Raw genomic sequence first — 17,174 nt, 5'->3', positions numbered from 1 at the left:
AGTTCCGGGGACGCAGGCCGTCCAGCAGCGTGCGGACGGTCCAGGAGGAGATCTTCGGCCCAGTCATCACGATCATCGACTACGACACCGTCGACGAGGCCGTTCAGATCGCCAACGACTCCCCGTTCGGCCTCTCCGGAGCCGTCTTCGGCACCGACAAAGCCGCAGCCGTCGCCGTGGCCCGCAGACTCCGAGCAGGCCGCCCTCACCGTCAACAGCGCAATCGACTTCGACTTCGAGCCCCCTACGGCGGCTTCAAGCTGTCCGGCACCGGCCGCGAACTCGGCGGCGTAGAAGGAATCCTGAGCTTCACCGAACAACGAGCCATCGGCATCTGACGCTTGGGCCGTCACGGTTCGCCGGCCGCGGGGTCCCACACGAGCACCGGGGCAGTCACCGGCGTGACAGGTGAACCGGGCCGGGTCCCCGTGACCCGAACCTCATACCCACCAGGCGGAAGCGCGGGCACGTCCGTGCTGAGCAACCCACCGCGGTTGGGCGGACGGCGCGAGAACACCGACTGTCCTCGCTCGTCGACGACGGTGACCAGGACCGAGTCCCGGGTCTCCACCGGCAACTGAACCGCGATCGGAACGTGCTCGCCGGCCAACACGAAGTCCGGCACGGTGACCTGAACCGGCACAGTCGCCGGTGCCCTACGCCTGACCGGAACGGTGGTGAGCACCTCCTCGATCTGGTCGAGGGCATACGGATTGGCCTGCAAACTGCCATGAATGTCGATGACGCGACTCACGACGTTGGTGTCCATCGACAGGTCGTGCCCGATAGCGCCGGCGAGTGCGACCGTCCCGTCACCGAAGTCGTTGTCCCCTTCGATGGTGTTCAGACCTTCGGCCCGCCCACCAACAATGCGAACGGTCGTGACCGTGGGCTGCCGCGCACCGATGATGGCGTGCGTCATGGCCAAACTGCCCGCCCGCCCAGCCTCGGCGCGAGCGAGTTCTTCGTGGAACGCGCCCGCGTCCGCGGCCATCCCGACGTCGAGCCCGGGCAACCCGGCCTCGGCAAGCGTGGCCAGCCCTTCCGGCCGGTCGACGCAGGCGTAGGTGGGAAGCAGTTGATGCAGCGAGGGCATGCTGCGGGCGAAGGCGGTGAGGTCCGCGGTGAGTGGGCCAAAGTCCTTCCGAACACCGTTCACCAGCTGTACCAAGGCTTTGGCAGAGCCGCGATAGGGCGTACCCAGCGTCACGAGCTTGCGAGTGACCTCAGCACCACCACAACGCTCGACGTACCACCGCGCAACAAGCCCACCCATCGAGTGAGCAACGAACACCAGTCGCGCGTCCCGGTTGTCCGGCGAGGCAGCCCGCCACCGCTCAAGCGCAGGCTCGACGATGGTGGCCACCCGCCGCGCGTTGTACCGATTGGACAGTCGCCAGTCGTACGCGATGGGCAACAGGTTGCCGAGCTCTTCCTTGAACCCCAGCGCCCGCAACCGTTTGCGCAGCTCCGTGTAGCCGCGAATCGGCGTCCAGACGCCGGGGATGACGTGCAGGTCCGGCATGAGCACACCAGGCTCGACACCGTCCTCGGGGTGCTCGTCCCCGATCCCGTCGGGCAGCTTCAGCCGGTTGAGGCTGCGGCCGAGGGTGCCGATCGCGCGGACGATGGCACCGGCAGACGGCGCCCAGACGGGTGTGCCATTCCGGATCAGGGTGCTGCCGGTGATACCGGGAAGCATCACGACGAGGTCGTTGTCAGGCATCAGGATCCGCCTCGGTCAGGGTCGGAATGAGCGTCAGCACGGCGGGACGGGTGGCGCCGAGCCCGGCAAGCCGCGAGATCCAGACATTGCGGTTGTCCGGCGCCTGCTGGACTGCTTTGTTGAGCAGCGATGGCGCGCTGTCGTCGCCGTCGATCGCGTTGGCCACGGCGAAGTAGAACAAGGCATCAGCGGCCTCGTTAGCCGTTTGGGCTGCGTACATGGTGATTACAGCGAGAGCGCGGACGATCATGGCGTCCGACTCTCTGGCGGTGGTGTGCAGGAGATCAGCGAACGATCCGGCCTCGTTGAGCACGGTGAAGACCTCGGCCAGGAAGTCATCAGACGTGGCCTTCGCTAGGTGCAGCAGCGCCAGCGCCACCTCGGCTTTGTCTCTCTCCTGTACCTCGTCGAGAACCTTGTCCAGGTAGGCGAAGGACATGCTGTCAAGCAGGTCTGCTCGTCGATCCAACAGAAGTTCCTGCTGCCCGCGGAAGGAAGAGTGGACGAACTCATGGATCAACACGGCGAGGAGTAGAGGTTTGTAGGCCACCTCGATCCCGTCGGACTGTGCGGTGGTGCGCAGTTCTGTGAAGCGGAAGGCATCAGCCTCCGAGAGTTCGAGCAGCGACTCATCCACCGCTACGTCGAACGCGCCATCCAGAATTTCTGGGTGTGCCGTCAGATAGTGGCACTCGTCCTCATAGGTGCGGGTTTCTATCCAGCCGGAGGCGACTTCAAGCATTTCAGGATCAAGGATGAGCCAAGGAGGCAACGGTGAACCATCGATGTCGGTCCACGCCTGCGCCCATGGGTCCGGGTTGGCTGCCCAGTGAAGCCTTGCCGCCGAACGTGCAGCGCCTGACAAGCCTCGGTCTTCTGCCTGTGTGCCCTGGTACAACCACACTGCGGTTCGCGGATCACCGCGGTGTGCGAAAGCGGCCCGAAAGACGAGGAGTGAAAGCTGGTTTTGCTTGCTGGCTGACGCCAAGGCAACCAGCCATACCTCGTTGGCTGCGTCAGGGCCATTGTTCTCTTCTCGATATAGAGACAGGTTGTTCAACGAGGAGGCGAGGTGGGGCAGGTGGGTCGGGTTCTCTTCAGCGAGTGTCAGGTATTTAGTGACGGCTTCCTTGGCCGGAGCCAAGGCTTCTGCGAGCTGGCCCATCGCGTTGTAGCAGCTGGCGAGGTTGTTCAGTGCCATGGCGAGGTCGGGTAGGTAGGCGTGGTTTTCCTCGGCGAGTGCTCGGTATGTGGTGACAGCTTCCTTGGTTAGTGCTACGGCCTCTGCGTATCGACTCAGCTCGTTGTAGCAGCTGCCGAGGTTGTTCAATGCCAAGGCGAGGTTGGGATGGTAGGCGGGGTTTTCCTTGGCCTGTGTTCGGCGCAAGGTGACAGCTTCCTCTATTAGAGTCACGCCCTCTGCGTGCCGCCCAATGGCGCTGTAGCGGCTACCGAGGTTGTTCAGTGCCAAGGCGAGGTTGGGTAGGTAGGCGGGGTTTTCCTTGGCCTGTGTTCGGCGCAAGGTGACAGCTTCCTCGGCTGGAACCAAGGCTTCTGCGAGCTGGCCCATCGCGTTGTAGCAGCTGGCGAGGTTGTTCAGTGCCATGGCGAGGTCGGGTAGGTAGGCGTGGTTTTCCTCGGCGAGTGCTCGGTATGTGGTGACGGCTTCCTCGACTCGAGCCATGGCTTCTGTGTGCCGATTCATCGCGTTGTAGCAGCCGGCGAGGTTGTTCAGTGCCATGGCGAGGTCGGGTAGGTAGGCGTGGTTTTCCTCGGCGAGTGCTCGGTATGTGGTGACGGCTTCCTCGACTCGAGCCATGGCTTCTGTGTGCCGACCCACTTCGTTGTAGCAGCCGCCGAGGTTGTTCAGTGCCATGGCGAGGTCGGGTAGGTATGCGGAGTTTTCCTCGGCGAGCGCCCGGCGCAAGGTGACAGCTTCCTCGGTCAGCGTCGTGGCCTCTGAGCGCCGCCCCACTGCGCTGTAGCGGTTGCCGAGGTTGTTCAAGGCGCTAGCGAGGTTGGGCAGGTATGCGGGGTTTTCCTCGGCGAGTGCTCGGTATGTGGTGACAGCTTCCTCGACCGGAGCCACGGCTTCTGCGAGCTGTCCCACATCGCTGTAGCGGTTGCTGAGGTTGTTCAAGACAGCGGCGAGGTCGGGTGTGTAGGCGGGGTTTTCCTTGGCCTGTGTTCGGCGCAAGGTGACAGCTTCCTTGACTGGAGCCACGGCTTCTGCGTGCCGCCCCATGGTGCTGTAGCGGTTGCCGAGGTTGTTCAATGCGCCGGCGAGGTCGGGTAGGTGGGCGGGGTTTTCCTCGGCGAGTGCTCGGTATGTGGTGACGGCCTCGTCGACCGGAGCCACGGCTTCTGCGAGCTGCCCCACCTCGCTGTAGCGGATGCCGAGGTTGTTCAGTGCCATGGCGAGGTCGGGTAGGTAGGTGGGGTTCTTCGCGGCGAGTGCTCGGTATGTGGTGACGGCTTCCTCTGCTGGAGCCACGGCCTCTGCCCATCGGCCCACTGCGCTGTAGTGGCCGCCGAGGTTGTTCAATGCGCCGGCGAGGTTGGGCAGGTGGGTAGGGTTCTTCGCGGTCAGTGCTTGGTATGTGGTGACAGCTTCCTCGGCTGGAGCAACCGCCTCTACGTCCCGACCTGCCTTGCCGTAGCCGATAGCGAGGTTGTTCAGTGCCATGGCGAGGTCGGGTAGGTAGGTGGGGTTTTCCTCGGCGAGTGCTCGGTATGTGGTGACAGCTTCCTCGGTCGGCGCCACCGCCTCCACACGTCGACCCCAGGCTGCTGCTGTCTCGGCCACCTGGAGTGCGGCGAGCGCGACATCGGACTGGAGTTCGAAGTGCGTAGATGCGATATGACGCAGACCGGTAAGTCCCTGGAAGCCCGCGTTGGCCGCATGTATCCAGGCGTACCGCCAGAGATACATGGGCGTTCTAGCAGGCACTCCTTCGGCCAGTAGTTGTTTGTACTGCTGCAAGAGCGCCGCGGTGACGGTGCGAGCGGTGGGGTTGAAGGGATCCTCACCGGTGGGACGGAAGGGAGGCCGCAGATGATCAGCGAAACTCTGATGGGCCAGCCGATACACCGCGACACCTGAGTCACCGTCCTGCACCACGTAGCGACCCAACTGGTCGAGCACCCAGCTCACGTCGTCCCGCCCCACCTCGGTGTCGGCCAGGACAGAAGCCACAGTCAGCCACTCCTGTTCGGGGAAGCCCGCGCCAAGCGCCCAGGTCAGAGCGGTCAACATGGCACGAGCTACCTCACGTGCGGCGGATGCGCCACTGTCGCGACCCGGCTGTGGTTCGACTCTCGCGAGGTCGGCGTCGAAGGCGTCCTCGATCGAATGCGAGATCAGGTCCTGCCACTGCGGTAGGAGGGTGCTCACAGGCCTTGCTCGAAGTTGGTCTGTGATGACCCTGGCCAGCAGGAACGGCCGATCCGCAGCGGCTAGCGCCTCACCGGTCAGATGCTCGGCCATCACGGAGGAGTCCATGTCCGTATGCACGCCGGTGAGGCGTTCGCGCACATAGGCGCCAATGGCGGCCCGAGCGGACTCCAGGCACTCCGCACTGTCCAGATTCAGCTCTTCGACCGGCAGTAGCGTGTCCACCAAGGCGGACCCGTCCTGGTGCGTCAACGGCCGAGTCGAGATCACCACGATGGCGAACGGTGCCAGCCTGGCGATGAGGTCCTCGGCGATGCCAAAAGCGTGGCCGCGGGCCTCGTCCAAGCCGTCCAGCACCACAACCGGCGGGGCAGCCTCGGCCTCCGCCACGCGCTGCAGGGCACCCACCAGTTCCGCAGCGTTGCGCCGACCATCCGGGCCAGGTTCGAGGACGCGCTTGCGAACCAGCTGCCCGTCGAGTGCTTCGGCGACCCGTTCGACGGTCAGACCCCGCAGGTGGACATGCGCCGCCACCGACCCGACACCAGGATCTGCATGCGTCCACACCTCGCCCGCGTCCTGAAGCCGTTCCCGCTCGTGCGGGTTCGACACCGACACCACCCGGCCGACGACAGCCGACTTCCCCGTGCCCGCAGAGCCCTTGACCACTCGCACCCCGGGATCACCGGCCAGAACCCAGGACACCACCGTGTCCACCTCTGCGGTCCGTCCGGTGAACCAAGACCGCAGCTCACCGGGCCCGCCACCCCGAGCCGCCCGCAGGAGGTGCTCAACGACCTCCTCGGGTGCGCCCTCGTCGTAGAGGGGGTTGGGCACGACGGGCAGAGGGTGTCCGTCCCTGAGGAACTCGGGCTTCTGGTCGATGCCCTGCCACTCCTCCTGCAACGCCCACCCCAGGTCCTCGCCCAGAACGCGGTCGTTGTGCCTGGACCACCGCCGACGCTGATCCGCCGAATCCGGTCCCTCGGTCAGCAGCTTCACCAGCAACCGGCCGAACTCTCCGTCCCGCGCGCCGATGTCCGCTGCGGAACACGACACCAGCATCCCCAGCCACACCCGGTCGCCCGAGGGAGGGATCTGTTCCAGCAACCGCCGGGCCATCGCGCCGGAATCCAGTGCGGCACCGGCCTGGCAGGCATCGATCACCAGGAACAACTGACTCGCGCCGGACAGCACGCAGGTGCGGATCACTTCTGCCGCGGCCACACCATCGGCCCGGTCGCTGGTGGCCAACCGAAGCCCACCCAGGTCCTGACCGTGGCCACTCCACATCAGCAGCAGGGTCCCGCCGTCCGCGCTGCCGTGAACCGACTGCAGGTACCCGTCCACCGCAGCGTGATCGGCATTGGTCAACGGCTCGCCCGTGAACGCCGGGGACAGCGCCTCCGCCACCGCCTTGACGTCAGCGACCGCGTGGTCGAGATCGGGCAAGTCCGCGGAGTAGCGGTCGATCCCCACACCGACAAACACATCACGCCGCACTGCGCCACTCCCTCGTTCTGCGAACGCTCGGACATCTCTGCCACGTCGCCCACTTTCAGTCGCCGCCACGACCCAGGTCGTTACTGACCGTGTACAGCGGCCGGGTGACATAGGGTCAGTCGTATGGATCGCATCGGGGGATCGTTGTACGGGCTGGCCTTCGGGGACGCACTCGGCAAGCCGACGGAGTTCCTGACCGTCGCCGAGATCGACGAGCAGTTCGGCCCCGCCGGGCCGGACGACCTCGAGGGCGACCCCGCCCTGTTCACCGACGACACGCAGATGGCGCTGGCCGTGGGCTGGGCCCTGCACGACGCCGTCGACCTCACCCCGGACGCCCTGGAACCCCAGCTGCGCAAGCGGTTCGTGGCGTGGGCGCACAGTCCGGAGAACGACCGCGCGCCCGGTATGACGTGCCTGCGTGCGGTTGGCGGGCTTGCGGAGGGTATGCCGTGGGTGGAGGCGACCGTGGCCGGGTCCAAGGGGTGCGGCGCGAACATGCGCGTGACCCCGGTCGGTCTGATTCCCGGCCTCGATCTGGACGTGCTCGCCGGCGTCTCGCAGCTCCAGGCCGCGATGACGCACGGTCACCCCACGGCGCTGGCGGCGTCCGAGCTCACCGCCTACGCGACGCGGCTGGTGGTGGACGGCTGCGCACTGGCCGACGTGCCCGGCAAGTTGCTGGCGCGGTGCGCGGACCAGCGCGAGATCTACCGGGAGGACTGGCTCGGCGCGCTGTGGAGGTCGCCGGGCGCCACCACGCCTGCCGACTTCATCGCGCGTGGTTGGGACGAGTGCAAGGCGGTGCTCGAGCACCTGGTGGCTGCTCTCGCCCGGCCCGACGACGGCCTCGACGCGAGCCTCGCCACCGGTGAGGGCTGGATCGCCGAGGAGGCGCTCGCCAGCGGCCTGTACTGCGCGGTCCGGCACGCCGACGACCCGGTGCGGTCCATCGTGCGGGGTGCCAGGACGAGCGGCGACTCCGACTCGATCGCCGCCATCGCCGGCGCGTTCGTGGGGGCCGCGCACGGCCTGGACGCGTGGCCCTCGGACTGGGTCGACCGCATCGAGCACACGGACGAACTGGCAGCGCTCGCGTCACACCTGCGTGGCAACGACGGGAACTAGCACATCCCGGTAGCGGCGTGCGGTGGTTTCCGTTGCCACAGCGAAGGAAACCACCGCCCACCGACTCAGATCACGGGCAGGCCAGCACCGGCGCCTGCGGCTTGCCGCCGCCCGTCAACGCGGACAGCTTGACCCCGGTCATCCCCAGAATCGCCTGTGCCGAAGCACGAGGCGCGGTCGACTGGTCGAAACCCGTTGCGTCGTAAGCGATCGCGCCACGGTCCGCGACCGCACCCGAGCAGCCGACCTGCAGGGAACGCAGGAACTGCCGCGCCTGCACCGCCGCGGCCGGACGGTGACCGGCCAGCGCCTCGGCCGCGAGACCGGTGCTGTTGGCATTGGATGCGTTGGCGCCCACGGAGAAACCGCCGTCGGTGTTCTGCTTGGACACCAGCCAGGTCGTGCCTTCGGCGGCGTTGACGTTGTCACCGACGGCGCGCAACGCCTGCACCACCATGGCGGTCGAGTCGACGTCGCTCGCGCACGGCGTCTGGCCGAAGTCGAGCGGGAATCCGCCGTCGGGGCACTGGGTGCCCGCCAGGAACGTCTTCGCGGACGCCGGCGCACCGCTCGGCGTGCGGTCGAGCGCCAGCAACGCCAAGGACTGGGTGAAGGCGTTGGAGAAGTCGCCGAAGTCGGAGCGGTCGGAGAACCGGCCGGACGGCGTGAGCAGCGAGAGCAGGCCCGCCTTGAGGTCCACGCCGCCGAACGACGACGGGTTCTTGCCGCGGACCTGGGCGGCGAGCATCAGCTTGGCGTGCGCGCCCGCGTACGCCTCGGTGCCGCTGCCGACGTAGCCCGTGGTGATCTCCGGCTTGGCGAGCCAGGTGATCGCCTTGTCCGCGTTGGTGTCGGAGGCCTTGGCGGCGGCGAACGCGAAGATCGCGTCGATCGTGAGGCCCTGGTCCGGGTACTTCGTGCCGCCGAAGTCGACCTCGAACCGTTCACCGTCGACCATTTGACGGGCGAGCCAGCCCGCGGCGGCGTCGGCTTTGTTCTGGGTGGCGGCGGCCGCCGGAGCGGTGGCCATGCCGATGCCGCACAACAGGGCGACAGCGAGCACCAAACGTCTCATGAGAAACCTTTCCCGCACTTCCTCGACAGGATCTGGCTGCACCGCGTGGGGCGGGTGACCGGGCTCGCCTCGAATCAGGAGGCACACCGTTGCGGGACAGCGCCGGACTTTCACCGGACTTCCCCCGCACCCACGCTGGATGGAGTTGGACGGAGCAGAGGCTCTCACGCCGAACCGGACCGCGGCACCGCCACCGGACCGATGTGACCCTGCTAACCGACCTGGTCAGCGGTGCCCCGGGGACGTGATCGGGTGTTAACCTCGGCCGCCATCACAACTGAACACCGCTGCCCGTGACGGGGAAGCCGGTCGAATTCCGGCGCTGTCGCGCAACCGTGGGCCACTGCGAAGTGGCGAGTCGGGTTACCGAACGGGTGGATGAACAGATCAACCCGCTGTCGCGAGAGCAGGGGTGACATCGGCGTTCTGCGCCTGTCCTCCCGAGCGTGAGCAAAGGAGGAGTGCATGCGACGCCGCAGGATCGTGGCCGCTTTGTCGTTCGCCGTCAGCGCCGGCCTGATCGCCGCATTGATCGCAGGTACCGCCTCCGCGGCGAGCGATCGCAATGCCGCCCATCAGAACTCGGTATGGCTCGCCACAAAACTGCGCGCCGACGGCACCCTGGAAAATCCCAACGGTGGCGTTCTTCCTGATCACGGCTTGATGGTCGACGTGCTGTTCGCCGCCTACGCCTCCGGTGACGGCGCGCTCGCCGAACCGATCGTGAAGTACCTCGACGACCAAGGGCACGCCACGGACTACTTCACGTGGGACGGCCTGATCCCGGACAGCGGATTCGACGCCATCATCACCGGTGGCGCGGCGGCGAAGACGCTGGTCGCCGCGCAGATCTCCGGACGCGACCCGCGCAACTTCGACGGTCACGACATGGTCGCCGAGACCAAGGGCGCGATCAGGCGGTCCGGCCCGGACATCGGTCGCGTCAGCGACTACTCGAAGAACCCCGAGTACGCGGACTACGTCAGCAACAACGCCAACATGTTCGGGCAGGCGCTCGGCGTGATCGGCCTGGCGGTGGCGGGGGAGAACGACCAGCTCGCCATCGACAAGATGCTGACGCAGCAGTGTTCCGAGGGCTACTTCCGGATCTTCTTCGGCCTCGTCAAGACCGACGAGACGGGTGATCACGTCACCCCCGACGGCTACAAGGTCTCGTCGTGCGACGAAGGCAAGGCGTCGGGCGCGGCTTCTCCCGACGGTGACACGACCGGCCTCGCGTTGTCGGCGCTGCTGGCCGCGAAACGGGCCGGTGCGCAGAACCTCGACGAGCCCATCGGCCGCGCGGTCTCGTGGCTCGTCGGCAACCAGACGGCCGGTGGCGGCTGGGGCGGTGGTGTCGGGACCGAGGCCCCGAACACCAACAGCACAGGACTCATCGTGCAGGCGCTCGCGGACAACGGCGGTGCGAACGCCGCCGTCGACCGTGGCCTGAGCTTCCTGAAGTCCGCACAGGCGACCGCGGCCGCGGACGCCGGGAACTCGCTCGCCGGCGAGATCGGCGCCATCGCGTACAACCCGGAGTCCTACGTCGCGGCGCGCGGCAGCGGCATCGGTGGGCTCGACACGTGGATCCGGGCGAGTGCGCAGGCGTCGCTCGGGTTGTCGCAGGTCGGGTTCTACGCCCTCGCCAAGGGTGTTGGGCCCGAGCCGACCAGTTCGACCACGACCACCACCACCACCACCACCACGACGACCAGCACCACAAGTTCCAGCTCGTCGACCACGACGGCCGCCACGACCACCACCTCACCAGAGGCCGGGACCGAGACGACGACCCCGGCACCCACGACCACGACGGCTTCGCCCAGGACCAACACCCCCAAGGCGGTCAGCCGCCAGGTGCAGCCGCCGGTGCAGGCCGCCGTGCGCCCGAGCACCACGACCCCGGCGGCCAAGCTCGCCGCCTACCTGGTGAACCGGATGGCGGGCGGCAACCGCGTCGAGGTCACCGAGGCCGACCAGAAGTACGTCGACTACGACGCCACCGCCGACCTGGTGCTCGCGCTGCGGGCGTTGGGCGAGCAGCCCGACTCCGTCGACCGGGCCACGAAGTTCCTGCTGACCCCGGACGCGATCAAGGCCTATGCCCACGGCGCTCCCTACGAACAGGGCGACGCCGCCTACGCCGAACCGCTCGCCAAACTGGTGGTCATCGCCGAGTTCGCCGAGGCCTCCGAGCAGGTCCGCCAACTGCGCGCCGATTTGCTGAAACTGCGCGGCGACGACGGCACGTTCACCGACAAGGGCGACTTCGCGGACGCGGACGCGACCGTGAAGCGCCACGCGTGGGCGATGCTCGCCACCGCCACGGACCCCGGGAAGTCCGTGGACGCGTTGCTGCACAGCCAGTGCGCCGACGGCACGTTCCCCGAGCACCTCGACGCCGGCAAGTGCGAGTCGGGTGACGTCGGCGCCACGGCGGCCGCGGTGACGGCACTGGCGGCCCGCACGCACACCGACGACGCACCGCCGAGCAAGAAGCCCGAAGGCTGGTCGGACGACCGCGCCGCGGCCTTCGTCAAGGCCGTGACCGCACTGAGCACCAGGTCGAACGGCAAGGGCATCGTCACCGGCGAGGCGGGGGAGCCCGACGCGGTGCTCAGCGCCGCCGTCGCGACCGCCCGCCAGTTCGCCGGGCTGGACGCCGGCGACACCGCGCGTTCGCTGGGAGAGCTGGTGCTGGCGGACGGCGGCATGACCAGGGGATCCGTCGCCGCGAGCGACGGCAGGACCGACTTCCCCACGAGCCTCGCCGCCGCGCAGGGCGTCGCGGGCAGGTCCTGGCTCACCGCACCGGGTTCGCCGTTGTCGGCGGCGGTGCGACTGCCGCTCGCCGACGTGCAGCCGACGGACGTCGCCACCCAGCCGCAGGCCGCCGCCCAGGCCGTGCAGCCGCAGTGGCTCGCCTGGAGCCTGATCGCCATCGGTGGCCTGCTGCTCCTCGTCGCGGTCCTGCTCTTCCTGGTACTTCGCCGTTTGCTCGACAACAAGGGGGTCACACCGTGAGAAAGACGCTCGCCGTCTCGTCCGTCCTGATCGGACTGACGATCGGTCTCGCCGCGCCCGCACAGGCAGCCGGCTACGACGGCATCTGCACGGGCTCGGACGCGCTGACCGGCACGACGATCGTGGTCGACTTCCAGGAGTTGGACGGCAACGGGGGAACCGCCGCGCCGACGATCACGCGGTGTTCGCCGAACGCCAACCCCGGTACCGACCGCACGGGCGTCAAGGCGTTGCAGGACGCGGGCATCCCGGTCGCGGGCACCACTCGCTGGGGTCTCGGTTTCGTGTGCCGGTTGAACGTCCGCCCGTCCTCGACCGAGAACATCCCGGTCACCGGCAACCCGACGTACAAGGAAGCGTGCTTCAACACGCCGCCCGCTGCCGCGTACTGGGGTTACTGGCACGCCGACGGCGCGGGCAGCACCTGGACGTACAGCAGCTACGGCGCGTTGAACCGCAACGTGATCCCCGGCGGTTTCGAGGGCTGGTCGTTCTCCCTCAACAAGTCCGCCTCCACGAACCCGGTGCCCGGCGTGACGCCGACGAACCCGGCCGTGAACGCGAACAACCCCACGATCGGCCTGTCGATCAACGACCTGGACCGCAAGATCACCCTCGGCCAGACCACCTCGCTGACCTGGACGTCGACCAACGCCACGTCGGTCAGCGCGAGCTCGGTCAGCCCGGCGAGCGGCGGCGGCTCGTGGACCGGCGCGCTGGCCACGCCCGGCGGCACGCAGAACGTCACGCCCACCGCGACCGGCGTCTACACCTACATCATCTCCGCGACCGGGAACGGGGTGACGGTGTACACGTCCGCCACCCTCACCGTCCAATGAGGACGCTCTTCGCGTTCGCCGGTGCCGTCGCCCTGATCGTGGGCGCGGCACCGGCGTCGTCCGCGATCGACCAGAGCAAGGGCCATCCCGGTTTCTGCAAGGACGACAAGGGCGTCACGGTCGTCATCGACTTTCAGCAGTTGGGCGGCGAGACCTACGTGCGCTGCAACCCGCAGACCACCCGCGGCACCGGCCTGGACGCGTTGAAGGGTGCCGGGTTCCAGATCGCGGGCGTGCAACGCTGGGGTGAGGCGTTCATCTGCCGCGTCGAGAACAAGCCTGCCGCCGCCGACGTCATCCCGATCACCGGCCGCGCGAACTACCGCGAGATGTGCATCGACACACCTCCGGCAGCGGCCTACTGGTCGTACTGGCACGCCGCGAACAACTGCGCGTGGGACTACAGCCAGTGGGGCGTGAAGAACCGCGACTTCATCATGGGCGGTTTCGAGGGCTGGTCGTTCTCGCTCAACGCGACCGCGGACACCAACCCGATCCCGCGCGTCGCCGCCGTCCGTCCCGGCACGGAGAACAGGCCGTGCAACGCGGTCGAGGAACCGAAGCCGGTCACGAACGATCCCAATGAGCAGCAGGCACCGGTGCAGGGCAGGCAACCGAACGCCACACCGGAAGCGGGGGAGACCCAGGAGAACGTGCCTCCGCCCGGCGCGGAAACCGGAGCGCTGCCACCTCCGAAACCCCGTGCCAGCGCGAGTCCTCGTCCGCAGGCGAAGGACCCGTCGAGCAACGTGGCGTTCAGCGGCGGCGAGAACGCCGAGGACGTCAACGAGGTGATCAAGCGGACGTCCGGTGCGAGTGACTACGCGCCGTGGGCCGCGGGTGGGGCCGTGCTGGTGCTGCTCGCCGCGGGGTTCTTCGTGGCCCGGCGCCGCAAGCGGGTCAACGAGTCGTGACGGCGTACTTCCTGCCGCGCGACCTGCACCCGGCGGCGTGGTGGGTGTGGGCGCTCGGCCTCGCGGTCGCGGCGACCCGCACCACCAACCCGTGGCTGCTGCTCACGATCATCGCGGTGGCGGGCTACGTCGTGGTGGCCCGCCGCTCCGAGGCGCCGTGGGCGCTGGCGTTCCGGCTCTACCTGATCCTGGGCGTCTGGATCGTGGTGATCCGGGTGTTCTTCCGGCTCGTGTTCGGTGGCGCCGAAGGATCGACGATCGTCCTGCGGCTGCCCGAGATCCCGCTGCCGGAGTGGGCGGCGGGCATCCGGCTGTTCGGGGACGTCTCGGCGGAGTCGCTGCTCGGCGGCTTCTACGACGGCCTGCGCCTCGCGACGATGGTGATCTGCCTCGGCGCGGCGAACGCGCTGGCGAACCCGAAGCGACTGCTCAAGGCCATGCCACCGGCTCTGTACGAGGTGGGTACGGCGGTGATCGTCGCCCTGTCGGTTTTCCCGCAGCTGGCCGAGAGCGTGCTGCGGGTGCGGCGCGCGCGGAAGTTGCGCGGTGGCACCGGAAAGCGCACCCAGGTCCTGCACTCCGTCATGATCCCGATCCTGGAGGACGCGCTGTCGCGCTCGTTGCAGCTCGCCGCGTCCATGGACTCCCGCGGCTACGGCCGGGCGGGGCTCGTCGAGGCACGCCAACGGGTGCTGACCGGCACGATGATGATCGTCGGCCTGATCGGCGTCTGCGTCGGCATCTACGCGACGCTCGACGGTTCCACGCCTCGGTTCCTCGCGGCGCCGGTGCTGTCCGTCGGCCTGCTCATCGGCCTGATCGGATTCCGGATGGCGGGCAGGAGAGTCCAGCGCACGCGGTACCGCCCGGACCGCTGGCACCTTCCCGAGATCGTGGTGGCGCTGAGCGGTCTGGGCGTCGCGGCCGTGCTGTTCGTGACGTCCAGTGTGGACCCGACGAACCTCAACCCGTCGCTGATCCAGCTGTCCTGGCCGTTGCTGTCCTGGGAACCGTTGCTGGGCGTGCTGATCGGCGTCCTGCCCGCCTTCCTCACCCCGATTCCCGAACCGCCGTTCGCCGCGCTGGAAGAAGAAGTGGCCGCATGATCGAAATCGACCGCGTCAGCTTCTGGTACGCGGGCCAGTCCGAGCCGGTGCTGCGCGACATCACGGTGTCCATCGGCGAGGGCGAACTCGTGCTGTTCGCCGGCCAGACCGGCGCCGGCAAGTCGACGTTGCTCGGCACGATCAACGGCCTCGTCCCGCACTTCACCGGCGGCCACCTCGAGGGCGACGTCTCGGTCGACGGCGTGTCCACCCGCTCCCGCCCGCCCCGTGAGTTCGCGCACCTGGTCGGCGTCGTGGGCCAGGACCCGTTGGCGGGCTTCGTCACCGACACCGTCGAGGACGAACTCGCCTACGGCATGGAGCAGCTGGGCCTTGCCCCGCAGGTGATGCGCCGCCGCGTCGAGGAAACCCTCGACCTGCTCGGCATCGCGGAACTGCGCAGGCGAGCGCTGCGCACGTTGTCCGGCGGCCAGCAACAACGCGTCGCGATCGGCTCGGTGCTCACCACCCATCCCAAGGTCCTGGTGCTGGACGAACCGACGTCCGCGCTGGACCCGACCGCCGCCGAGGACGTCCTCGCCACCCTCGCCCGCCTGGTGCAGGACCTCGGCACCACCGTGCTGATGGCCGAGCACCGGATGGAACGCGTGATCCCGTTCGCCGACCGGATGATCTACCTGCCGGGCACCGGCGGCGTCCTGGACGGCACCCCGCCGGAAGTCCTGCGGGAAACCCCGATCGCACCGCCGATCGTCCAACTGGGACGGTTGGTGGGCTGGGACCCGTTGCCGATGTCGGTCCGCGACGCCCGCCGCCGCGCGTCCACTCTCGTTCTCGGCAGCCCGCCTGCCAGGACCACGACCACCGGCGACGTCCTGCTCTCCGCGTCTGGAGTCGTGGTGCGCTACGGGCCGAAGGTCGCCGTCCGCGAAGTCGACCTCGACCTGCGCGCGGGCGAAGTGCTGGCCATGATGGGCCGCAACGGTTCCGGCAAGTCGTCGTTGCTCTGGGCCGTCCAGGGCTCCGGCCCTCGCCAGGGCGGCACCGTCCGCGTGGGCGACGCCGACCCGAAGTCGCTGAGCAGCTCCGAGGGTCGCAAGCTCGTCGGCATGGTCCCGCAGACCGCGAGCGACCTGCTGTACCTCCAGACCGTCGCGGCCGAGTGCGACGCCGCCGACGCGGAATCCGGCGCGGAGCCAGGCGTGTGCCGCGGCCTGCTCGACCGCCTCGCACCGGGCATCGACCCCGCCGCCCACCCCCGTGACCTCTCGGAGGGCCAACGACTCTCGCTGGTCCTCGCCGTCCAGCTCTCCGCCGCACCGCGGATCATGCTGCTCGACGAACCCACCCGAGGCCTCGACTACACCGCCAAAGCCGCGCTGGCCCAGATGATCGCCCAGCTGACCGCCGAGGGCCGCGCCGTCGTGGTCGCCACCCACGACGTCGAGTTCGTCGCGACGATCGCCCACCGCGTGGTCGTCATGGCCGAGGGCGAGGTCGTCTCCGACGGTCCGACCGCCGAAGTCCTCGGCGGCTCACCGGCGTTCGCCACCCAGGTGGCCAAGATCCTCGGCGAACCCTGGCTCACCGTCGACGACGTCCGCGCGGCCCTGCCCCAGGAGGTGCGGTGAACACGTCCGCGGTGACCATCGGCAAGCGCTCGGCGGTAGTGCTGTCGCTGGCCTCGATCGCCAGCCTGATGATGTTCGTCTGGCCGCTGCTGGTCCGCGTCGAACCGCAGTCGATGCAACACGGCCCGGACGCGCCGTTCGTGTTCATCGGAATCCTGCCCATCCTGATCATCATCGTCCTCGCCGAACTGTCCGAAGGAGGCATGGACTCCAAGGCGCTCGCGATGCTCGGCGTGCTGTCGGCCGTGAACGCGGCTCTGCGGCCGCTGGGGGCGGGCACCGCGGGCATCGAGACCGTGTTCTTCATGCTGATCCTGGCCGGACGTGTGTTCGGGCCCGGCTTTGGTTACGTGCTCGGCTGCACCTCGCTGTTCGCCTCGGCCCTGCTGACGGCGGGCGTCGGGCCGTGGCTGCCGTTCCAGATGATGTGCTCGGCGTGGATCGGCATGGGCGCGGGCCTGCTGCCCAAGCGCGTCACCGGCAAGGCGGAGATCGCCATGTTGGTCGGGTACGGCATTGTCGTGGCGTACGTCTTCGGGTTCCTGATGAACCTGTGGTTCTGGCCGTTCATCACCGACGCCGAGGTGCCGTACCACGATGGCCACATCTCTTACGTGCCAGGGGATTCGGTGCTCGACAACCTGCACCGGTTCGCCGTGTTCACGTTGCTGACCTCGACGGCGGGCTGGGACACCGGGCGGGCCATCACCAACACGGTCGCGATCCTGGTGATCGGGCCGGCGGTGCTCGCGACGTTGCGGCGTGCGTCGCGCAAGGCCTCGTACGGTGCGATCCCGACGTTCGCGGACCGCTGACCGCCGGCGGGAATTCCGGCGCGGCCGCACCACCACCTCTGCGATACTCCCCGCT

General features: G+C 68.3%; 11 protein-coding genes and 1 riboswitch. Of the genes, 8 read left to right on the top strand and 3 right to left on the bottom strand.

Annotated elements, in window-relative coordinates:
* The first annotated feature begins 29 nt into the window (after positions 1-29).
* Complete coding sequence (locus JNUCC0626_RS16380) at positions 30-338, top strand: aldehyde dehydrogenase family protein (RefSeq protein ID WP_394620619.1); 309 nt, start codon at positions 30-32, stop codon at positions 336-338.
* An 11-nt stretch (positions 339-349) separates the two neighbouring features.
* Here the strand turns inward: JNUCC0626_RS16380 and JNUCC0626_RS16375 are convergent, their stop codons facing one another.
* Together JNUCC0626_RS16375 and JNUCC0626_RS16370 are read right to left on the bottom strand one after the other, a co-directional pair.
* Complete coding sequence (locus JNUCC0626_RS16375) at positions 350-1,525, bottom strand: lipase/acyltransferase domain-containing protein (RefSeq protein WP_394620618.1); 1,176 nt, start codon at positions 1,523-1,525, stop codon at positions 350-352.
* Positions 1,526-1,718: 193 nt separating this feature from the next.
* The gene (locus tag JNUCC0626_RS16370; RefSeq protein WP_394620617.1) at positions 1,719-6,623 is read right to left on the bottom strand and encodes a tetratricopeptide repeat protein; all 4,905 of its coding nucleotides are present in this window, start codon (positions 6,621-6,623) and stop codon (positions 1,719-1,721) included.
* A gap of 123 nt (positions 6,624-6,746) precedes the next feature.
* Here JNUCC0626_RS16370 and JNUCC0626_RS16365 point away from each other — a divergent pair, with 123 nt between their 5' ends.
* Positions 6,747-7,751, top strand: coding sequence for an ADP-ribosylglycohydrolase family protein (locus tag JNUCC0626_RS16365; RefSeq protein ID WP_394620616.1), 1,005 nt, complete (start codon positions 6,747-6,749; stop codon positions 7,749-7,751).
* Positions 7,752-7,821: 70 nt separating this feature from the next.
* On the opposite strand, the gene JNUCC0626_RS16360 is transcribed toward JNUCC0626_RS16365, so the two are convergent.
* Positions 7,822-8,826, bottom strand: a complete 1,005-nt coding sequence (locus JNUCC0626_RS16360; RefSeq protein WP_394620615.1) for a prenyltransferase/squalene oxidase repeat-containing protein — start codon at positions 8,824-8,826, stop codon at positions 7,822-7,824.
* 31 nt (positions 8,827-8,857) lie between these two features.
* A riboswitch (cobalamin riboswitch) is annotated at positions 8,858-8,975 on the bottom strand.
* 316 nt (positions 8,976-9,291) lie between these two features.
* Between JNUCC0626_RS16360 and JNUCC0626_RS16355 the strand changes: the two genes are divergently transcribed.
* Genes JNUCC0626_RS16355 through JNUCC0626_RS16330 form a run of 6 tightly spaced genes read left to right on the top strand, consistent with a single transcriptional unit; the run spans position 9,292 to position 17,119 of the window.
* Positions 9,292-11,853: a hypothetical protein gene (locus tag JNUCC0626_RS16355; protein ID WP_394620614.1), complete on the top strand. Its 2,562-nt coding sequence runs from the start codon at positions 9,292-9,294 to the stop codon at positions 11,851-11,853.
* Positions 11,850-12,692, top strand: coding sequence for a hypothetical protein (locus tag JNUCC0626_RS16350; protein ID WP_394620613.1), 843 nt, complete (start codon positions 11,850-11,852; stop codon positions 12,690-12,692). Before JNUCC0626_RS16355 ends, JNUCC0626_RS16350 begins: the two co-directional genes overlap by 4 nt.
* Positions 12,689-13,606: an ABC transporter substrate-binding protein gene (locus JNUCC0626_RS16345; RefSeq protein ID WP_394620612.1), complete on the top strand. Its 918-nt coding sequence runs from the start codon at positions 12,689-12,691 to the stop codon at positions 13,604-13,606. Before JNUCC0626_RS16350 ends, JNUCC0626_RS16345 begins: the two co-directional genes overlap by 4 nt.
* On the top strand, positions 13,603-14,712 hold the full coding sequence (locus JNUCC0626_RS16340) for an energy-coupling factor transporter transmembrane component T (RefSeq protein WP_394620611.1): 1,110 nt from the start codon (positions 13,603-13,605) through the stop codon (positions 14,710-14,712). Before JNUCC0626_RS16345 ends, JNUCC0626_RS16340 begins: the two co-directional genes overlap by 4 nt.
* Positions 14,709-16,304, top strand: a complete 1,596-nt coding sequence (locus tag JNUCC0626_RS16335) for an ABC transporter ATP-binding protein (RefSeq protein WP_394620610.1) — start codon at positions 14,709-14,711, stop codon at positions 16,302-16,304. The genes JNUCC0626_RS16340 and JNUCC0626_RS16335 overlap by 4 nt, the downstream gene beginning before the upstream one ends.
* Positions 16,301-17,119 (top strand): ECF transporter S component, encoded by an 819-nt coding sequence (locus JNUCC0626_RS16330; RefSeq protein ID WP_394620609.1) that lies wholly within the window; start codon positions 16,301-16,303, stop codon positions 17,117-17,119. The genes JNUCC0626_RS16335 and JNUCC0626_RS16330 overlap by 4 nt, the downstream gene beginning before the upstream one ends.
* Positions 17,120-17,174: the final 55 nt, after the last annotated feature.

The organism is Lentzea sp. JNUCC 0626 (genome assembly GCF_043632865.1).
GTDB lineage: Bacteria > Actinomycetota > Actinomycetes > Mycobacteriales > Pseudonocardiaceae > Lentzea.
Note: the sequence above shows the minus strand (reverse complement) of the source record. Positions and strands in the feature narration are given on the sequence as shown.